Annotated in this window: 18 protein-coding genes and 2 pseudogenes; 12 read left to right on the top strand and 8 right to left on the bottom strand. The window is 59.9% G+C overall.

Annotated elements, in window-relative coordinates:
* The first annotated feature begins 9 nt into the window (after nucleotides 1-9).
* Both IHQ72_RS10870 and IHQ72_RS10865 read left to right on the top strand, forming a co-directional pair.
* The gene (locus IHQ72_RS10870; protein WP_123149321.1) at nucleotides 10-1,020 is read left to right on the top strand and encodes a C-terminal binding protein; all 1,011 of its coding nucleotides are present in this window, start codon (nucleotides 10-12) and stop codon (nucleotides 1,018-1,020) included.
* A gap of 13 nt (nucleotides 1,021-1,033) precedes the next feature.
* Nucleotides 1,034-1,705, top strand: coding sequence for an RraA family protein (locus IHQ72_RS10865; protein ID WP_123149320.1), 672 nt, complete (start codon nucleotides 1,034-1,036; stop codon nucleotides 1,703-1,705).
* 328 nt (nucleotides 1,706-2,033) lie between these two features.
* Here the strand turns inward: IHQ72_RS10865 and IHQ72_RS10855 are convergent, their stop codons facing one another.
* The 7 genes and pseudogenes from IHQ72_RS10855 to IHQ72_RS10825 all read right to left on the bottom strand — a co-directional run.
* A complete protein-coding gene (locus tag IHQ72_RS10855) occupies nucleotides 2,034-2,360 on the bottom strand; it encodes an antibiotic biosynthesis monooxygenase family protein (RefSeq protein WP_095491314.1) in 327 nt (108 codons plus the stop codon).
* A 35-nt stretch (nucleotides 2,361-2,395) separates the two neighbouring features.
* Complete coding sequence (locus IHQ72_RS10850; RefSeq protein WP_095491315.1) at nucleotides 2,396-2,761, bottom strand: 4a-hydroxytetrahydrobiopterin dehydratase; 366 nt, start codon at nucleotides 2,759-2,761, stop codon at nucleotides 2,396-2,398.
* A 166-nt stretch (nucleotides 2,762-2,927) separates the two neighbouring features.
* Entirely contained in the window at nucleotides 2,928-4,562 is a 1,635-nt protein-coding gene (groL, locus tag IHQ72_RS10845; RefSeq protein WP_258122434.1) for a chaperonin GroEL, read from the bottom strand.
* Between the two features lie 50 nt (nucleotides 4,563-4,612).
* Nucleotides 4,613-4,927 carry a co-chaperone GroES gene (locus IHQ72_RS10840; RefSeq protein ID WP_095491317.1) on the bottom strand — a complete coding sequence of 105 codons (315 nt, stop codon included), beginning with the start codon at nucleotides 4,925-4,927 and terminating at the stop codon, nucleotides 4,613-4,615.
* A 648-nt stretch (nucleotides 4,928-5,575) separates the two neighbouring features.
* Nucleotides 5,576-6,013, bottom strand: a complete 438-nt coding sequence (locus tag IHQ72_RS10835) for a hypothetical protein (protein WP_258122433.1) — start codon at nucleotides 6,011-6,013, stop codon at nucleotides 5,576-5,578.
* A gap of 320 nt (nucleotides 6,014-6,333) precedes the next feature.
* A pseudogene (locus tag IHQ72_RS10830) lies at nucleotides 6,334-6,444 on the bottom strand (IS6 family transposase); the annotation flags it as partial.
* Nucleotides 6,445-7,083: 639 nt separating this feature from the next.
* A pseudogene (locus IHQ72_RS10825) lies at nucleotides 7,084-7,446 on the bottom strand (protein-L-isoaspartate O-methyltransferase family protein); the annotation flags it as partial.
* A 602-nt stretch (nucleotides 7,447-8,048) separates the two neighbouring features.
* On the opposite strand from IHQ72_RS10825, the gene IHQ72_RS10820 reads away from it, so the two are divergent.
* From IHQ72_RS10820 to IHQ72_RS10810, 3 genes are all read left to right on the top strand, one after another.
* Entirely contained in the window at nucleotides 8,049-8,207 is a 159-nt protein-coding gene (locus IHQ72_RS10820; protein WP_258122432.1) for a hypothetical protein, read from the top strand.
* Nucleotides 8,208-8,280: 73 nt separating this feature from the next.
* The gene (locus tag IHQ72_RS10815; RefSeq protein ID WP_258122431.1) at nucleotides 8,281-9,471 is read left to right on the top strand and encodes an NADH-quinone oxidoreductase subunit D; all 1,191 of its coding nucleotides are present in this window, start codon (nucleotides 8,281-8,283) and stop codon (nucleotides 9,469-9,471) included.
* Nucleotides 9,472-10,202: 731 nt separating this feature from the next.
* The gene (locus tag IHQ72_RS10810; protein ID WP_254022074.1) at nucleotides 10,203-10,418 is read left to right on the top strand and encodes a hypothetical protein; all 216 of its coding nucleotides are present in this window, start codon (nucleotides 10,203-10,205) and stop codon (nucleotides 10,416-10,418) included.
* 296 nt (nucleotides 10,419-10,714) lie between these two features.
* Here IHQ72_RS10810 and IHQ72_RS10805 read toward each other — a convergent pair whose 3' ends face one another.
* The gene (locus IHQ72_RS10805; RefSeq protein WP_123149695.1) at nucleotides 10,715-11,008 is read right to left on the bottom strand and encodes a hypothetical protein; all 294 of its coding nucleotides are present in this window, start codon (nucleotides 11,006-11,008) and stop codon (nucleotides 10,715-10,717) included.
* Nucleotides 11,009-11,325: 317 nt separating this feature from the next.
* Here IHQ72_RS10805 and IHQ72_RS10800 point away from each other — a divergent pair, with 317 nt between their 5' ends.
* The 7 genes from IHQ72_RS10800 (at nucleotide 11,326) to IHQ72_RS10770 (ending at nucleotide 17,021) form a co-directional block, all read left to right on the top strand.
* Nucleotides 11,326-11,448 (top strand): hypothetical protein, encoded by a 123-nt coding sequence (locus IHQ72_RS10800; RefSeq protein WP_258122430.1) that lies wholly within the window; start codon nucleotides 11,326-11,328, stop codon nucleotides 11,446-11,448.
* Nucleotides 11,449-11,580: 132 nt separating this feature from the next.
* Nucleotides 11,581-11,916 carry a hypothetical protein gene (locus IHQ72_RS10795; protein ID WP_123149587.1) on the top strand — a complete coding sequence of 112 codons (336 nt, stop codon included), beginning with the start codon at nucleotides 11,581-11,583 and terminating at the stop codon, nucleotides 11,914-11,916.
* Nucleotides 11,917-11,929: 13 nt separating this feature from the next.
* Complete coding sequence (locus IHQ72_RS10790; protein ID WP_258122429.1) at nucleotides 11,930-12,223, top strand: DUF1488 family protein; 294 nt, start codon at nucleotides 11,930-11,932, stop codon at nucleotides 12,221-12,223.
* 130 nt (nucleotides 12,224-12,353) lie between these two features.
* Entirely contained in the window at nucleotides 12,354-12,539 is a 186-nt protein-coding gene (locus IHQ72_RS10785; protein WP_077380219.1) for a DUF3606 domain-containing protein, read from the top strand.
* Nucleotides 12,540-12,911: 372 nt separating this feature from the next.
* Nucleotides 12,912-13,568 carry an ABC transporter ATP-binding protein gene (locus IHQ72_RS10780; RefSeq protein WP_258122428.1) on the top strand — a complete coding sequence of 219 codons (657 nt, stop codon included), beginning with the start codon at nucleotides 12,912-12,914 and terminating at the stop codon, nucleotides 13,566-13,568.
* Entirely contained in the window at nucleotides 13,568-15,976 is a 2,409-nt protein-coding gene (locus tag IHQ72_RS10775) for an ABC transporter permease (RefSeq protein ID WP_258122427.1), read from the top strand. The genes IHQ72_RS10780 and IHQ72_RS10775 overlap by 1 nt, the downstream gene beginning before the upstream one ends.
* The gene (locus tag IHQ72_RS10770; RefSeq protein ID WP_258122426.1) at nucleotides 15,966-17,021 is read left to right on the top strand and encodes a lipocalin-like domain-containing protein; all 1,056 of its coding nucleotides are present in this window, start codon (nucleotides 15,966-15,968) and stop codon (nucleotides 17,019-17,021) included. The genes IHQ72_RS10775 and IHQ72_RS10770 overlap by 11 nt, the downstream gene beginning before the upstream one ends.
* The last annotated feature ends 96 nt before the right edge of the window (nucleotides 17,022-17,117 follow it).

Raw genomic sequence — 17,117 nt, 5'->3', positions numbered from 1 at the left:
AGACGCGGCATGGCGGAACACCCCAAGGTCGTCATCACCGACTACGACTACGGCAATCTGGATATCGAACGGGCCGTGCTGGAGGCAGTCGGGGCGCGCGTCGTAGGGCTCCAGGCCAAGTCGGAGGAGGAACTGGCTGCCGAGGCGATCGACTGCGACGCGATGATGAACCAGTATGCCCGCATCGGCGCGAAGACCATCGAACGCATGCAGCGCTGCCGGGTGATCGCCCGCTACGGCATCGGTGTCGACATCGTCGATGTCGACGCGGCGACCGCCAAGGGCATTCTTGTCACCAATGTCCGCGACTATTGCACCGACGAGGTCGCCGACCATGCGATCGGGCTGTGGCTCGCGCTCGCCCGCAAGCTTTTCCAATACAACGCCGCGACCCATGAAGGGATCTGGCGTTGGCAGACCGGGCAACCGATCCATCGGTTGAAGGGACGCACGATGGGCATTGTCTCCTTCGGCAAGATCGGCCAGGCGATTGCCGAGCGCGCCAAAGGCTTCGGCGTCGATATCCTTGTATACGATCCTTACATCGAGAAGGGCGTCGCCGAGGCGAAAGGCGCGCGCCGCGTCGGCAAGGCAGAGATTCTCCAAAACTCCGACTATCTGATGATGCAGGTGCCGATAACCCCCGAGACCCGGCATTTCCTGGGCGCGGCGGAATTCCGCCAAGTGAAGAAGGGGGCAATTATAGTGAATACCGGCCGCGGTCCAACCATCGACAACCGCGCGCTTTATCGGGCGCTGACCGAAGGCCGCATCGCCGGCGCCGGCCTGGATGATCCTGAAGAGGAGCCGGCCAAGCTCGCCAAGTGGAACCCAAGCGGCAATCCGCTGTTCTCGCTTGCCAACGTCATCGTGACGCCCCACACGGCGTACTATTCCGAAGAGTCGATCCGGGTTGCCCGCGAAACCGCCGCGTCTGAAGTCGCGCGCGTGCTGACCGGCGGCATGCCGCTCAACCCGGTTAACGCAGTAGAGCTGACGCGAACGCCGGCTCGAAGATAAGGGAGGTCATGCGATGCTCAAGGTTTTCAACGATTTCGAGCGGCAGCCGGTGCTGCTTGCGAAGTTCGAAGAGGTCGCCAAATGCTACAGCGCCTCATGCGTCTTTGCCGACGCTCAATACCGTCAGGGCGTGATGGATTCGGAGATCAAGCCGCCGTTTCCGGCGAGAATCGTCGGCCAAGCCCTCACGGTCCAGCTCTCGCCGGGAGACCTCGTTGACCCGCTCAGGGCAATCGAGATGGGCAGGGATGGTGACATCATCGTCGTCGACGCGGGCGGCGACCGGCAGACCTCGGTGTGCGGCGGGCTGATGGGCGGGCTCGCCAGGAACCGCGGCATTCGCGGCATGATCATCGATGGCTCCGGCCGCGACATCGACGAGCTTGAGGCGATCGGCTGGCCGATCTGGGCCCGCGCCATCACGGCGCGAGGCACGCACACAATGTATTCAGGCCGAAAGGATGAGCTCTCGATCAACGTGCCAATTCAATGCGGCGGCGTACCTATCAATCCCGGCGATTTCGTGGTTGCCGACACAATCGGCGTGACCGTCGTGCCGGTAGCCAGCGCCGAAACGGTCGTGGAGCTCGCGCGCGAACAGGCAGCGCGCGAACAGAAGACCCGCGAATGGGTCGCCCAAGGGAAAACACTTGAAGAGCTGCTTAACGAGTTCGGTCGTCTTTGAGACCGAGGACCTTTTCGCGTCCGGCCGGCCCCTATATGCTTGTCCTCTGGCGACGCCGTTCGCCCGTGCACGGCGAGAGACGCATCAATATCGGCACGTAAATCGATCACCAGCGGTATCATCAATTATCTTGGCCCGTTCCGGATGCCTTGATGCAATCCGAACGGAAAACCCGCGCTTGCAGAGATGCCGAACGACCCGGCGGCCGAGAAAGCCGGATCCGCCGAAAACGGTTACAATGCGATCGTTCATGGCCGTCGTGGCTCAAATTCGCCAGCTTATGTCGAGCTGTCTCGGCCGTGCTGTTCAGGTCACCTGAACAGCACGGCTACTGACCACCATCTATCACCTGGGCTACCTCGTACAGATTGGGATCGATCTCGTCCGTCAACTGATCGAAGTGACCCCACTCCTTCCGGAATTCCGGCGATTGATGAGCCGATCGCAAGAGATCGCGATTCTGCCATTGGACGTAGTTGACGATGCGCCGCCCGTCGAGGCTGCGATGCAGGCTGATTGAGATGAACCCAGGCTGGCGCGCCATAAAGCGCGCCCGCTCGGTCATGACGGACAATGCCTCGGTCTGCTTGTCCGGTTCAGAATCGACGATGGTGATTTGGGTGACGGGCTGGTTGCCGGTTCGGATCTCTGTCATGGAAACCTCGCTAGATTGGCGATGGATTTGCCGTGTCACTGCTGGCGGTCGAGGGGCCGGCCCGAGCGATCGAACACCCGATCGATCTTGCTCGCCATGATGAAATCGTTCTCGTGCAGTCCTTTTATCTTCTTGGTGCTCAGGGAAACCGTCACATAACCCCAGCCGAAGCTGATGTCGGGGTGATGGCTTTCGGTTTCGGCGAGCTCACCGATCTCCTGAACAAGGGCGAGCGCGTCCCGGAAATTGCGGCATCGAAAGCTTCGCTGGATGCGGTGGGCATCGTCACCCAGCTCCCAATCGGGAGCCTGTGCCTGGAAGCGTTGGGCTTCATCACGCGTGAGCGGCGGGACGCCGCCGCGACAAGGCGTACATGTTTTCTCGGCAAGAGTGTCGGTCATGTTCTTGTCTCCAAGACCATTTTTAGCAGCAAATACGACAGCGACGAGCCTATCGATGGATCTCCCCGAACACGATGTCGAGCGAACCGATGATCGCCGAGATATCGGCTCGCATGTGCCCGCGTCGCTGGCCTTCCGTCGTCCTGGCTATAGTCTCAGGCGCCGCTCAGTAGTCCATTCCGCCCATACCTCCTGCGCCACCCATAGCGGGCGAAACCTTCTGCGGAATGTCCGCGATCATTGCTTCAGCGGTGATCAGGAGCGCGGCAATCGAGCCGGCATCCTGCAGTGCTGTCCGGACCACCTTTGCCGGGTCGACAATGCCGGCCTTGATCATGTCGACATAGTCTTCGTTCTGGGCGTCGAAGCCCTGATCGTGATCCTTGCTGTCGGACAGCTTGCCGACGACGATCGAACCTTCAACGCCGGAATTCTCGGCAATCTGGCGGATCGGCGCTTCAAGTGCTCTCAGCACAATCGAAATACCTGCCGTCATGTCAGCATTCGCGCCAGTAAGCTCAGTCAAAGCTGCCTTGGCGCGCAAAAGCGCAACACCGCCGCCGGCAACGATGCCTTCTTCCACGGCTGCACGAGTGGCGTTCAGCGCATCATCGATGCGGTCCTTCTTTTCCTTGACTTCCGTCTCGGTCGCGCCGCCGACGCGAATGACAGCAACGCCGCCAGCCAGCTTCGCCAGCCGCTCCTCGAGTTTCTCCTTGTCGTAATCCGAGGTCGTTTCCTCGATCTGCAACTTGATCTGCTGGACGCGCGCCTGGATGGTGGCTTTCTCGCCGGCGCCGTCGATGATCGTCGTCGTATCCTTCTCGATGAGCACGCGCTTAGCCCGCCCGAGCATGTCGATCGTGACGTTCTCGAGTTTGATGCCGAGATCCTCGGAAATCATCTGGCCGGCGGTGAGCACGGCAATGTCTTCCAGCATCGCCTTGCGCCGGTCACCGAAGCCTGGCGCCTTGACGGCTGCGACCTTGAGGCCGCCGCGCAGCTTGTTGACGACCAGCGTCGCCAGCGCCTCGCCTTCGACGTCTTCCGAGATGATCAGCAGCGGCTTACCGCTTTGCACCACAGCTTCGAGGATCGGCAGCAACGCCTGCAAATTGCCGAGCTTCTTCTCATGGATGAGAATGTAAGGGTCCTCCAGCTCGACGCGCATCTTCTCGGCATTGGTGACGAAATAGGGGCTGAGATAGCCACGGTCGAACTGCATGCCCTCGACGACGTCGAGTTCGGTGTCGGCGGTCTTGGCTTCCTCGACGGTGATGACGCCATCATTGCCGACCTTGTCCATAGCCTTGGCGATCATGGCGCCGACAGTGACGTCGCCATTGGCGGCAATGGTGCCGACCTGGGCGATCTCGTCCGAAGATTTGACTTTCCTGGCCCTGGCTTGAATGTCCTTCACCACGGCAGCCACAGCAAGGTCGATGCCGCGCTTGAGATCCATCGGGTTCATGCCCGCGGCAACGAATTTGGCACCTTCGCGCAGGATGGAAGCGGCCAGCACCGTGGCTGTCGTCGTGCCGTCACCAGCAAGGTCGTTGGTCTTCGAGGCCACTTCGCGCACCATCTGGGCGCCCATGTTCTCGAACTTGTCGGCAAGCTCGATTTCCTTGGCGACGGCGACACCATCCTTGGTGATGCGCGGCGCGCCATAGGCCTTGTCGATGACGACATTGCGGCCTTTGGGGCCGAGCGTCACCTTGACGGCGTTGTTCAGAATTTCGACGCCGCGAAGCATCCGGTCGCGGGCATCGGTAGCGAATTTGATTTCCTTGGCAGACATGATTTTACGTCCAGTTCAGTCTTGAAATTGCGGGATCGGAAATCGCCCGGTCAGGCGGCTTTCTTGGCCGCTTTGGTCTTCTCGACGATGCCCAAAATGTCGCTCTCCTTCATGATCAGGAGATCCTCGCCGTCGATCTTGACCTCGGTGCCGGACCATTTGCCGAACAGGATGAGATCGCCGGCCTTGACGTCGAGCGGGATCAGCTTGCCGCTCTCGTCACGCGAGCCGGGCCCAACGGCGATCACTTCGCCTTCCTGAGGCTTTTCCTTGGCGGTGTCGGGAATAATGATCCCGCCCTTGGATTTGGTATCGCCTTCCGCGCGCCGAATGACGACGCGGTCGTGGAGTGGCCGGAATTTCATTGGGGTTCTTTCTGCCGCCGCACATAGAGCGACTGCAACACTTAACATAGCCCCTTTGGCACTCGAATGATAGGAGTGCCAAATTTTTAATTCCTCAAGCCGAAAATATTTGAAATGTAAATCAGTCGTTGTTACCGGCGCTTTTGGCCGTCCGAAAAGCGGAGCAATAAGCAATTTTATCGTAATACATCTCTCTTAATTTTGCCGACAACAGACTATATTAATCAGCAATTACGAACCAAACCTATTGAGCCTTGATTGAATGTGCATCGAGACATATATATAGATTGCGTGGATTTGGCCGATTTGGCTTTCGCGGTCCCGATCGACATAGGTCCGCGACCTTCGACCCGCCATGAAGCACCGAATTTTCCGACAGCGAATGTATAGCGCTTATTCGGCGCGCATGTCGCTCTGTTGGAGCCTTTGAACCACGGCGCTGACCACGGATGTACTGGCGCTGACCACGGATGTACTGGCAGCATTGGGATCTTTCCGGTTCGGATGGAAAAGATGCAGGAGGGGCGTCGGCGTGCTCCTGCGGAAAGCCGCACCCCCTCATGCAACGCAGCCTCCCCGCGTGGGGAGCGCTTGCTGCGGCGGCGTGCTTTGCTTTCCATGCGAGCCGCTTCAACAATGATGCCGGCTTTATCCGATGAACGCCTCACGCATCCGAGCGAACATGCCGGGCTGTCTCCCGGCAATCGCCGCACGGATGTGACGGGCGGCCGTTACGGCGCTCACCGTCGCGCCGAAATGACAATAGCAGATGATCTCATGCAATTGCCTGTCGGTCAGTTCGAAGAACCGCTTCGCTTCGCCGTAGTTGTCGTTTTCCAACCCGGCGGCGCGGAGGACAGGATCCTCGAAAGCGACCGCGATCGGCGAGCCGTCGCCGCGCATGGCCGCGCGCGCCCTAGCCGGCTGATACTCGGTCTGGTGCAGCGTCGAGAGGCGCCGGTCAGGGTTCCGGTCAAGGAGCTCCGCCCAGCGTTCAAGACGTTCGCTGCGCGACATGGCCTGGCGCGGGTAGTCCTGATCGATCTCGGCGACGATCTGCAGTTGCTCAAGCGTCTGGTGCTTCATTTTAGCCTCCTATTCGGACGATAGTTGGCCCACCCATATCCTTCTTATACCTGCGGCCAGCGTGACTCCGACCGATTGTGAAGTCCAATCACGATGATGCTGGGAGGGCTTCCCCCACGAAAATGCGGAGGCTTCGCAAGGGTTCGGCCAGTTCAATTGGCGAACGCGGTCAACATGCGCGGCTGTTCGACGATGTCGGTCTGGGGTCCGTGCCGATCGAGGTGATCGATGGGCAGAGTCTGTGCTGGAGTGCCCCGGCTCCATTGCTGGCCGGGGCAGCGGGATCAAGCGAGTGGCAGATGAGCTTCGAAACCGCCGAAGACCGGGCTGATGCGAGTTCTCCGCCCGGTCGTTGGGCCCTTGTGGCTCCAGTGTACGACTTCCGGCATGACCTGGCGCCTGGCTACTCCGTAGGATCGCAGTTTGTCCGTGTCGAAACCATTATCGAAGTTACCCGGCCCGATGGCGGAGTGTTGCGGATTGCGCGCGATCCAAGGACCGGTCCGTCCAACAAGTTGAGCGGAAGCCATCTCAAAAACGGTCCAGGCTGTGCGTCGTCAGGATGGTAGCCGAACCAGCGAAACAGCCAATCAGGTGTCCCTTCCTTCGACCTTTAGAGACTGAGCAGTCAGCTGCCGCCAAGCGAGAATGACGATCGCTCTCACTGCTGCGGCGCTGGTATCGGTGTGCCGCCAAACCAACCAGCCGCATACGCAATCACGACCAATACCACGATCACGGCTACCACGCCGTACCAGAGGCGCCTGTCCTTGAGATCCATCGTTACCTCCTGCCCGCTAGGTGTTGGCCACTGGGCGAATTCCTTGAGCCTTTGGCCGTCATTCCCAGATGAGCGACCCATTTGCCCTCTGGTAGGCACACAGTAGGCTGGATAAGGGTCTTTGAGAAGCGCGCATACGACCCGCCGGCATGATCGCCAGCGGCTGCGACCGGCGGCTGCAGGCGTGCTCGACGAGTAGCGTTGCGGCATGGATGTCAAAAGATCGGCGATGATCGATGCGGCGCGCGTTATCCTGATCTTCCAGCACGGCTCCGCGCAGCCGCACCCCTCATGTGACCGTTTCGAGCCGACTGAACCGAACTGGGATGAGTTTCCGAACCTCGAGTTGCCCTGCCGCGTCCTTGTCGATGACAGTCAGTAACTGGACTTCTTCAGATCCAACAGGCAGTACCAGGCGTCCCCCTGGCTTGAGCTGCTCAAGCAAAGCCGGCGGCGTCCGTTCAGCCGCCACGGTGACCAGGATCTTGTCGAATGGGGCGTGCTCAGGCCAGCCGCGAGACCCGTCTCCGACACGAATGCCGACATTGGAGGTGCCGAGGCCCTGCAGGAGAGCCCCGGCATAGCTTGCGAATTCCTCGATGATTTCGACGCTCCAAACTTGCCCGGCGAGTTCCGCGAGGATTGCGGCTTGAATGGAGCGGCGCCGATGCGGATCGGTACCTTACCTGCTCCGAAGCCGTGAGCTTTCGGAGCCCTGCTATCTCATCAGAGCCTGAGTTTCCTGGCAAGGCGTTCGGCCCATCCTCGGGGGGAGACCGGTAATTTTGCTGGGGTAAATTCCGCCCCTTGATCGAGGTAATCCATTCGATCGTCGCGTCCATGACGAAAACGACCGTGTTGCATCGGACCTTGCTGCCAATCCCTGTAGACACTACCCCAGCAAATTACCGGTCTCACGATTTACATGTCCAAGGCAACAGCTCCGAGGCACGGCTTTCACCATTTGGCCACATCTGTAGCAGCCGAGGGCCACAACTAAGGGATACTCTTTGTTGCCATCAAGATGATCCTCCTTCGAGCAAACGGGAACGGAAAGATCATGCGCATGCAGACGACAATCGCCGTCCTCTTGGCACTTGGCGTGGCGTCGCCAGTTTACGCTCAATCCCCGGGCGCGCAACTTCCCCCAGATGTAACCCAGGCTCCGGCAACTTTGTGTGACCAGACTTCACGAGCGTAGCGGTCATCGACATCGAGGATTTGTCTCCGGAAATTAAATCGGAGGTCGATGCCGTGATTACCCAAACGAGCTCGGAAGAGTTGTATATTCTGCAAAGTTCGATCGATGTGACGCCACCTGCCGTGTCGGTGTCGGCAGCGGTCGGGCTGGATTCGTCGCATGTGGTCGCTGCCAACATCGGTGACGATGGCCCAGACGACGACTTGATTTGATCGTCGGTCAGGCGCCGCACTTTGCATCGGGCATTCGAGATCGACTGCGAACTACGAGGCCGGAAGGATTGCCATGGCCGAGGCCGCAATTCGCAACTTCACCATCAATTTCGGACCGCAGCATCCGGCCGCGCATGGTGTCTTGCGGCTCGTGCTTGAACTCGATGGCGAGGTCGTCAAGCGCGTCGATCCGCATATCGGCCTGCTCCATCGCGGGACCGAGAAGCTCATAGAGCACAAGAACTATCTGCAGGCCCTGCCCTATTTCGACCGGCTCGACTACGTCGCGCCGATGAATCAGGAGCATGCGTTCTGCCTCGCCGCCGAGAAGCTGCTTGAAATATCGGTTCCGCGGCGCGGACAGCTCATCCGTGTCCTTTTTTGCGAAATCGGCCGGCTTCTGTCGCACCTCCTCAATGTTACCACGCAAGCCATGGATATCGGTGCACTCACCCCGCCGCTCTGGGGTTTTGCCGAGCGCGAGAAGCTGATGGTCTTCTACGAGCGCGCTTCCGGCGCCCGCATGCATGCGAATTATTTCAGGATCGGCGGCGTGCACCAGGATCTGCCTCCGAAGCTGCTGGACGACATCTGGAATTTCTGCGACCCGTTCCTCAAGGTCTGCGACAACCTCGACGAATTGCTCACCGGCAACCGTATCTTCAAGCAGCGCAACGTCGACATAGGCGTGATCAGCCTCGACGACGCCTGGGCCTGGGGCTTCTCCGGCGTCATGGTGCGCGGGTCGGGCGCACCATGGGATTTGCGCAAGGCGCAGCCATATGAATGTTACCCCGAGATGGATTTCGACATTCCCATCGGCAAGAACGGCGACTGCTATGACCGCTATCTCGTCCGCATGGAGGAAATGCGCCAATCGGTTCGGATCATGAAGCAATGTCTGGAAAAGCTGCGTTCACCGGAAGGCCGGGGGCCGGTCGCACTTCCAAATCAAAAGATCACGCCACCGTCGCGTGCCGAGATGAAACGCTCGATGGAAGCGACGATCCATCATTTCAAACTCTACACGGAAGGGCATCACGTGCCCGCCGGAGAGGTATACGCTGCGGTCGAAGCACCGAAGGGTGAGTTCGGCGTTTATCTGATTTCCGATGGCAGCAATGTTCCGTACCGGTGCAAGATCCGAGCACCCTCCTTCGCCCATCTGCAGGCAATGGATTTCTTGTGTCGGGGCCACATGATCGCGGATGTCTCTGCGATCATTGGTTCGCTCGACATCGTGTTCGGAGAGATCGATCGTTAAGCCGAGTTGCACATCTCGGCTGCTGGAAGATAGGCCTACAATCGCAGGATCATCCGTGGTTTATCGAAGTCGCGCACAAAAAAAGCCCGCCGGAGTGCGTCTCTCTGGCCTGCTGCCGGTTCAGTGGACAGGCAGCAGGCCAAGTTGACCCTACCCAGCCGTCAGGGAATGACAAATCCGAAAAGAACGGCACGCCCTTTCACAAGGCGGGCCGTTCGTTCGCTTTTTACAGAAGATACGAAAACGCCGCTCGACCGGAAGGAAGCGGCGTTTATCAAGTGTGGCGTCCTAACCCTTAGACGAAACCCCGATTGGTCGGGGCCGCCGGACTCGAACCGACGTTTCCAGCTTGTTCGCTATCAACCTTTAGATGGTGTTCTCCCGTCGTCCTTGCAAGCGCCATCGGCGCGGCTTGCAGAGTGTGGAAGGCTAGACGCGAGCCAAACGCTACCCAGCCGTGGAACCAACACTTCGCGCATATGTGGATAGAGACCGGGCGGCCCCCCCGCCGCGTCCGGTGGCTACGAACCCGCTTTCAAACATCCCCTCTGGAAAGCGGGTTTTTTTGTGCCTTCCCAGCGAACGGATTCACCAATACCGGTGACATGCCGGCACATAATGACTCGCTAACGGATTGTCGAAAGCGTACAGTCCTAATGTCGCTGGCCACTGAACGGGCGCTCGCGCTTGAGAGCGTAGATCGTACTCCCGCCCCCTATGGGAGTTATGTGATGGAAAACGACAGCCGCTCAGACGGATTTATCTCCGCTCACGACTTTGACATTCTGTGCGACGCCTTCAAGGCTTCGGTCGAGGAAGGACGGGTAACCAAAGCGCACAGGATTCAGCACGCCAAGAATCTGGTGCGCGAACTCACCGGCCAAGAGAACGCCGACAAACACCTGATTAGCCGGATGATGCGGGGTTGCCACGCTACCCAGCCGTAGGGGAATGGCGGGCCTACTTGGGTTTGGTAGGCCGCTTCCGTTCCTTCGCACTTCAACGCCTCGGTCAAACCCGGCTTGGTATTCGGTCTTGCCTGCGGGGATGGAGTGGCTTGGGATGCCGGGTAGGATGCCGGGCGAAACCGTCTTCCAACCGTCCAAATACCCCTTCTCGAAAGATCCAGACATTACTTCTGTCCCGATGGTTTCTCGTCTCGCCGCTCACTAGTATGTGCGGCCTTGGCTATCTTTTTGACCATAGCATCTGACCGACTGCCCGACGGCGAAACGATGAACGTTCATTGCTGGATCCTCCTGATTGTGCCTAGCGCCTGTTCCTGATCCTGCTCTAACGCAGCTTCGAGTTCGTAATGGTCGATACCCACAAGCTGGCTCGCGAGATAGAGAGTCGAGGAGACGGCGGGAATATGGATGAAGGTGGCGACACGCCGGTAGGCGAGCCAGGAAATCCCGTCGATCCAGTCGTCGTCCTCGTCGATTGCATAATCGCCCGGCTGCTGAAACTCATCGACGCCTCCCAGCGAGAATGGTGCCGTGAATTTCACGGTCGTGTGCTTTGTGCGGGTGTTCATTTGCATATCCCTGGAAAGAGCAGATTATTGCGCTCGCGAAGCGACGCAGCCCTTTCAAAATCGATGATTTGGGGAGTTGGCGGGTCGAGAGCCTGTGACGCCGCGATAGCAAGCATGGCCAAAAGAACGATACACGAACGGTATGCGCCAATTGCGGTTTAACTGCCGCTTGTCTGGAGAACCGCTAGCTGCCGAATGCCCTGTTTTGGCCGCTAAGCCGCTTCCGCCAGGAAAGCTCCAAAAAAACTATTATGGAGGCTCTTTGTGTGATAGGGTGATTTTCTGGCCGAAAAAATAACAAAACAAAGGAGGCCGCTGTGAAAACCTATATCCCTGCTCAGGTTTACCTTTACGACTACAAGAGCTTATTCGTAAGAGCGTCGGTCACGATTGCCATAGGCATCATCGTCTATTTGACGCTTTTCGGCATCACCTGGTAAGTCCAGACGTCGGTAGCGACTGGCGGCCAAACGTCCTGGAGTGGCGCTTCTAGAGCGCGGGCTTCGCTGGAGGCCGCTGGTCTAGTTCTACCATAGGGATCTTTGATTATCCCACCCAAGAGGTGCACCGCCATGAACGACACCAACGACAAAGCCCGCGAAAATCGCGATGCTGTTGATATCAGCATTCGCGATGCTGTTGATATCAGCATTTGGGAGAACGAAGGCGGAGCCTCGGATCGATACGATATGAATTATCACTACGGCCGGCGCGTAGAGCCGGACGGGTCATGGACGATCTATCACGTCTTCACCGGGGCACCGGCAGATATGGGAAGCCGATCCATGGCTGGGCTCAGCAAAACAGATGCCACTACCAGAATGATAATTCTGAACGCGCACAATGCGAAGAGACGCAAGGCCGCGAGCCTGCAACAGACGTTCGCTACGCGGTTCTTAACGGCTTGAGGTATGTTCAACCTTGGCGCTGACTTTTCCGAACCGAAGCCGCAGCTACGACGAGGCCGGACAATACCTCCATTTTCTCGGCTACAATGGCATGTTTGAAATGCTGTTCTTGATTGAGATCGAAGCGCTCGCGAACGCAAAACCGGAAGCAGCCACAGCCGAAGCGGGTTATTTGGCGACCTTCGATGCATCACGGGACTCCATTCGTGATGTCGCGCGGAAAGTTTACTCCCACGGCCGCAAGAACGTGTACCAGCCCAGAAGACCTCAACGCTTCGACGGCGGACGAGCAAAGCGTTCCCCGTAAGGGATCGGCTTATCCCTGCGACCGCGGAGTTGTGCGGTTTCGACATGGTTGGGGACTACGTCCTTGTCCCCGACGATTAGAGGATTATCCTTGACACGTTTGGGCGAGGCGATCGCCCATGGAGGTTGTCATGGCAGACGACAAGTCAAAGCGTGGTCCGCAAGACAGAGCACGGGTCGACGGTGGCGAAGACTATGAAGTCGGGTACCTCATGAAGAAGCACCATCTCGAACGGGCTGATGCCCTCAGGCTGGTAAAAAAGTATGGAAACAACCGCGCAAAGATCGAAGAGGAACTCGTTGCCCGAAAGGTTTGATCGTGTATTGCCGTGAGGCTGGCATAGAGCCAAGCACGCCTGAGTGTGACCAGGCTGCAGGCATAATCATGGCGCTTTTCAACAACGGCATCGGCACTGCTGAGGAATTGAAGACAGCGCTCCAGTTCCGTTTGGAGAGTGAGTTGCGACGGTACGGTCAACGCCTATCCCGCCTAGCTGAGAACCGCTCTAGATCGTAATTGTACATCGAATTCCAAGTGGAGGTCGCGTTAGATGCAAATCGCGAGCCCTCTGAAAAAAACCATTGTCCAAATAAGGCAGTGGGTTTGGAGGCTGTATGAAAGGGGTCGTTGTTTGGCGCTATTTCACGGGCATGCCGTGTCAGATGCACGCGGACCTCCGGGGAGTAACATGCTGCTGAGGCTGCACCAGATCGACAAATTCTACCCCACTGGCGAGGGGACGTTGCATGTTCTGAACGGGATCGATCTTTCGCTGGAGGCGGGCAAGAGCCTTGCGCTGACCGGCGAGTCTGGCAGCGGCAAGAGCACGCTTTTGCACCTCGTTGCAGGGCTCGACAGCCCTGATGCGGGAGAAATCCACCTTGGCGGTACCAATATTGTGGGGCTGAACGATACAGCCCTTGCCGCCCTGCGGCGGGGAACAATCGGACTTGTGTTCCAGCAGTTCAACCTGATCCCTTCGCTTGATGTGGCGGCCAACCTTGCCTTTCAGGCTCGGCTTGCTGGCCGCCCTGATCCGGCATGGTTGAAAGTCCTTGCCAAACGGCTGGGCCTCTCCCAAGTCCTCACGCGCTACCCTGAACAACTGTCGGCCGGCCAGCAACAGCGGGTGGCGATCGGCCGGACCTTGGCCGCCCGGCCCCGGCTGGTTCTGGCTGATGAGCCCACGGGCAATCTGGATGAGGCAACAGGGGACGCTGTACTCGATCTTATGCTGTCGCTGGTGGCTGAAACGGGTGCCGCCCTGTTAATGGTCACCCATTCCAACCGTCTGGCAAACCGGCTGAACGCCCGCGTTCACCTGCACGCGGGCCGGCTGGTGTGATGGTGTGGACCGGGCTGACAGCGCTCTTGTCTCACTGGCGCAGGCGGCCTGTCCAATTGGCGATGCTGCTTTTGGGGCTATCGCTGGCAACGGCGCTGTGGTCAGCGGTTCAGGCGATCAACGGTGAGGCGCGGGCGAGCTATGACCGTGCAGCGGCGATCCTTGGGCAGGACCGGCTCGCGCAACTGGTGCGTGAGGACGGGGCCCGGATGGATCAACAGGTGTTTGTGAGACTGCGGCGAGCAGGCTGGCTGGCTTCGCCGGTGATTGAAGGTGAAATGCGGTTTGGGGATGTGCGGTTGCGCGTCCTCGGCATTGACCCACTGACTTTGCCGCCGCAGGCGCAGCAGGTGGATGTTGCGGTGGGTGATGAGCTATTGCCGTTCATCACGGCGCCCGGTGTGCTCTATGCAGCCCCGGAAACCGCGGCACGACTAACCGAGCAAGCGACACCTCCCGTGCGCGTGGCCGAGGGTTTGCCGCCTGGCACAGTCCTCACCGACATCGGGCAGGCACAGGTCCTGCTTGGGGCAAAGGACAAGATCTCTCGTCTTTTGCTCTGGCCGGACCAACCGATTGGCCGTGCCCCTCTAGAGGTGACAGCCCCCGGCCTGACCCTGCGCGAGCCGAGCGAAACGGGGGATCTTGCCAGGCTGACCGACAGTTTTCACCTGAACCTGACGGCTTTCGGTTTTCTTGCCTTTGCGGTGGGGCTCTTCATCGTGCATTCCGCCATCGGTCTGGCTTTTGAACAGCGCCGCCAGGTATTTCGCACGCTGCGCGCACTGGGCTTGCCGGCCCGCGTGCTGGTCCTTTTGCTGATCGCCGAGCTGCTGATCTTCGCCCTCCTCGCGGGACTGGTGGGCGTGGCACATGGCTATGTAGTCGCCTCGGCCCTTTTGCCCGACGTCGCCGCCACCCTGCGCGGGCTTTACGGGGCCGATGTGCCGGGAACGCTGTCGATCCGCCCCGCAGTGTGGGCAGCGGGGCTGGCGATCTCGGTAATCGGCACGCTGGTAGCGGCCGCACAGAGCCTCTGGCGGCTATGGCACCTGCCGCTGCTTGCGTCGGCCCAGCCTCGGGCCTGGGCGCGGGCTTCGGAGCGGGCCCTGCGCGCGCAAGGCGTGGCTGCGATGGTGCTCCTGTTGACGGCGGCGGGAATTGCACAGTTCGGATCCGGCCTCGAGGCGGGTTTTGCGCTTCTGGCGGCACTGCTGTTGGGGGCGGCACTGGCGCTGCCGCTCGTGCTGACGGGGATATTGCACCTTGGCGGCCGCTTGGCGCGTGGACCATTGGCTGAATGGTTTTGGGCCGACACGCGTCAACAGCTTCCCGGCCTGTCATTGGCGCTAATGGCACTGCTGCTTGCGCTGGCCGTCAATGTGGGCGTCAGCACGATGGTGTCGAGCTTTCGGCTGACCTTCACCGGCTGGCTCGATCAGCGTCTCGCCTCTGAGCTTTACGTGACCGCCCGCACTGAAGCAGAGGCCACGGCGATACACGACTGGCTGGCCCAGCGCAGCGACGCGGTCCTGCCGATCTGGAGCATTGAGGGCCGGGTCGCAGGCCAGCCCGCGGCAATATACGGCGTGGCCGATCATGCCACCTATCGCGACAACTGGCCGATCCTCTCTGCAGTGCCGGAGGTGTGGGACCGGATCGCCACAGGCGACGGCGCCCTGATCAACGAACAACTGGCGCGGCGCCAGGAGTTGGGCTTGGGGGACCAGATCACGCTGCCCGGTGGCTGGCGGGCCAGCATCGTCGGCGTCTATGCCGACTATGGCAACCCGATCGGCCAAGTGATCATCGGGATCGACACACTGCTCCAGCACTATCCTGACGTCTCCCGCCTGCGCTATGCCATTCGGATTGCCCCCGGCAAGGCCGAATCACTGGCTGCGGGTTTGCGGGCGGAATTCGGGCTGCCCGCGCAGAACGTGATTGACCAGGCCGGGATCAAGGTCTTTTCGCTCAAAGTATTTGAGCGCACATTCAACGTGACAGCCGCGCTGAATGTGCTGACGCTGGGAGTCGCGGGGCTGGCGATGTTTGCGAGCCTCATGACCCTGTCGGGGATGCGCCTACCGCAACTGGCGCCGGTCTGGGCCATGGGTCTGCCCCGCCGCCACCTCGTATGGCTGGAGCTTTGGCGCGGCTTGTTGTTGGCAGCCTTGACCATGCTGGCCGCTCTGCCTGTAGGTATCGGGCTCGCCTTTGTTCTGCTGGCGGTGGTGAATGTCGAGGCTTTTGGCTGGCGTCTGCCGATGCACCTTTTTCCCGGTGACTGGGTGCGGCTGGCGGCGCTCGCGCTGCTGGCGGCCGGGCTCGCAGCCGCCGTGCCTGCCTGGCGGCTGGCGCGTCTTTCGCCATCGGATTTGTTGAGCGTATTTGCACATGAGCGTTAGGGCATTGCTGATCTATCTGTGCTTGGCCGCACCTGCCTTTGGCCAGGGTTTTGCTGGGCTTGGCACAGAGGCTGACGGGTTTTCAGTGCCGCAGCCGGGGACTGCATTCAACTTCCCGGCAGACCACGGCCCGCACCCCGGTTACCGGATCGAATGGTGGTATTTGACCGCCAACCTGCAAGCTGCGGATGGAACGGACTATGGTGTGCAATGGACTCTTTTCCGATCCGCCCTGGCCCCGGTGGAGCGGTCCGGCTGGTCCAGTCCGCAGCTTTGGATGGGTCATGCGGGGCTGACGACGCAAACGCACCAATTCGTGGACGAACGGATGGCACGGGGCGGCATCGGCCAGGCGGGGGTTACGGCTGCGCCCTTTGCGGCCTGGATTGACAATTGGCAGATGGCAGGCCAGGCCCTGCCAGAGGCGGATGCGCTGTCGGCGCTCGATCTGCGTGCGGCAGGACAGGCGTTTTCCTACGAACTGGCGTTGGACGCCAAAGGCCCTCTGGTGCCGCAGGGAGTGCAGGGCTATTCGGTGAAATCCGAGAAGGGGCAGGCGAGCTATTATTACTCGCAACCATTCTACCACGTGACCGGGACGCTGACCCTTCCCGCGGGCGCGATTGCGGTGACCGGTCAGGCGTGGTTGGACCACGAATGGTCCTCGCAGCCGCTGGCTGAGGATCAAACCGGGTGGGACTGGTTCTCGCTGCATTTCGACAGCGGCGAAAAGATGATGGGCTTTCGTCTGCGCGGCGGAGGCGCGGGCTTTACATCGGCCACATGGATCAAGGCCGACGGCAGGCCGCAGCCGCAGGCCCCCGGCGCGCTAAGGGTCACGCCGCTCGAAACGGCGGCAGTCGCGGGACGCAGCGTGCCGATCCGTTGGCGGGTGCAATTGCCGGAAAAAGAGGTAGATGTGACCACGCAGGCGCTGAACCCGCAAGCCTGGATGGACACACGCTTTCCCTATTGGGAGGGCCCGATCCGATTTGAGGGCAGCCATGCCGGGCGCGGCTATCTCGAGATGACAGGCTATGAGTGACTGGAGGACGCTGCTCGATCGCGAGATTCGCGACGGTTGGGGAATTGCCGAAAATGGAGAAGGTTAGTTTCCAGCGCCCTTCCCTCTACCATTTTA

This window comes from Mesorhizobium onobrychidis, assembly GCF_024707545.1.
Classification (GTDB): domain Bacteria; phylum Pseudomonadota; class Alphaproteobacteria; order Rhizobiales; family Rhizobiaceae; genus Mesorhizobium; species Mesorhizobium onobrychidis.
The sequence above is the reverse complement of the archived record's forward strand: the minus strand, read 5'-3'. Positions and strand labels throughout refer to the sequence as shown.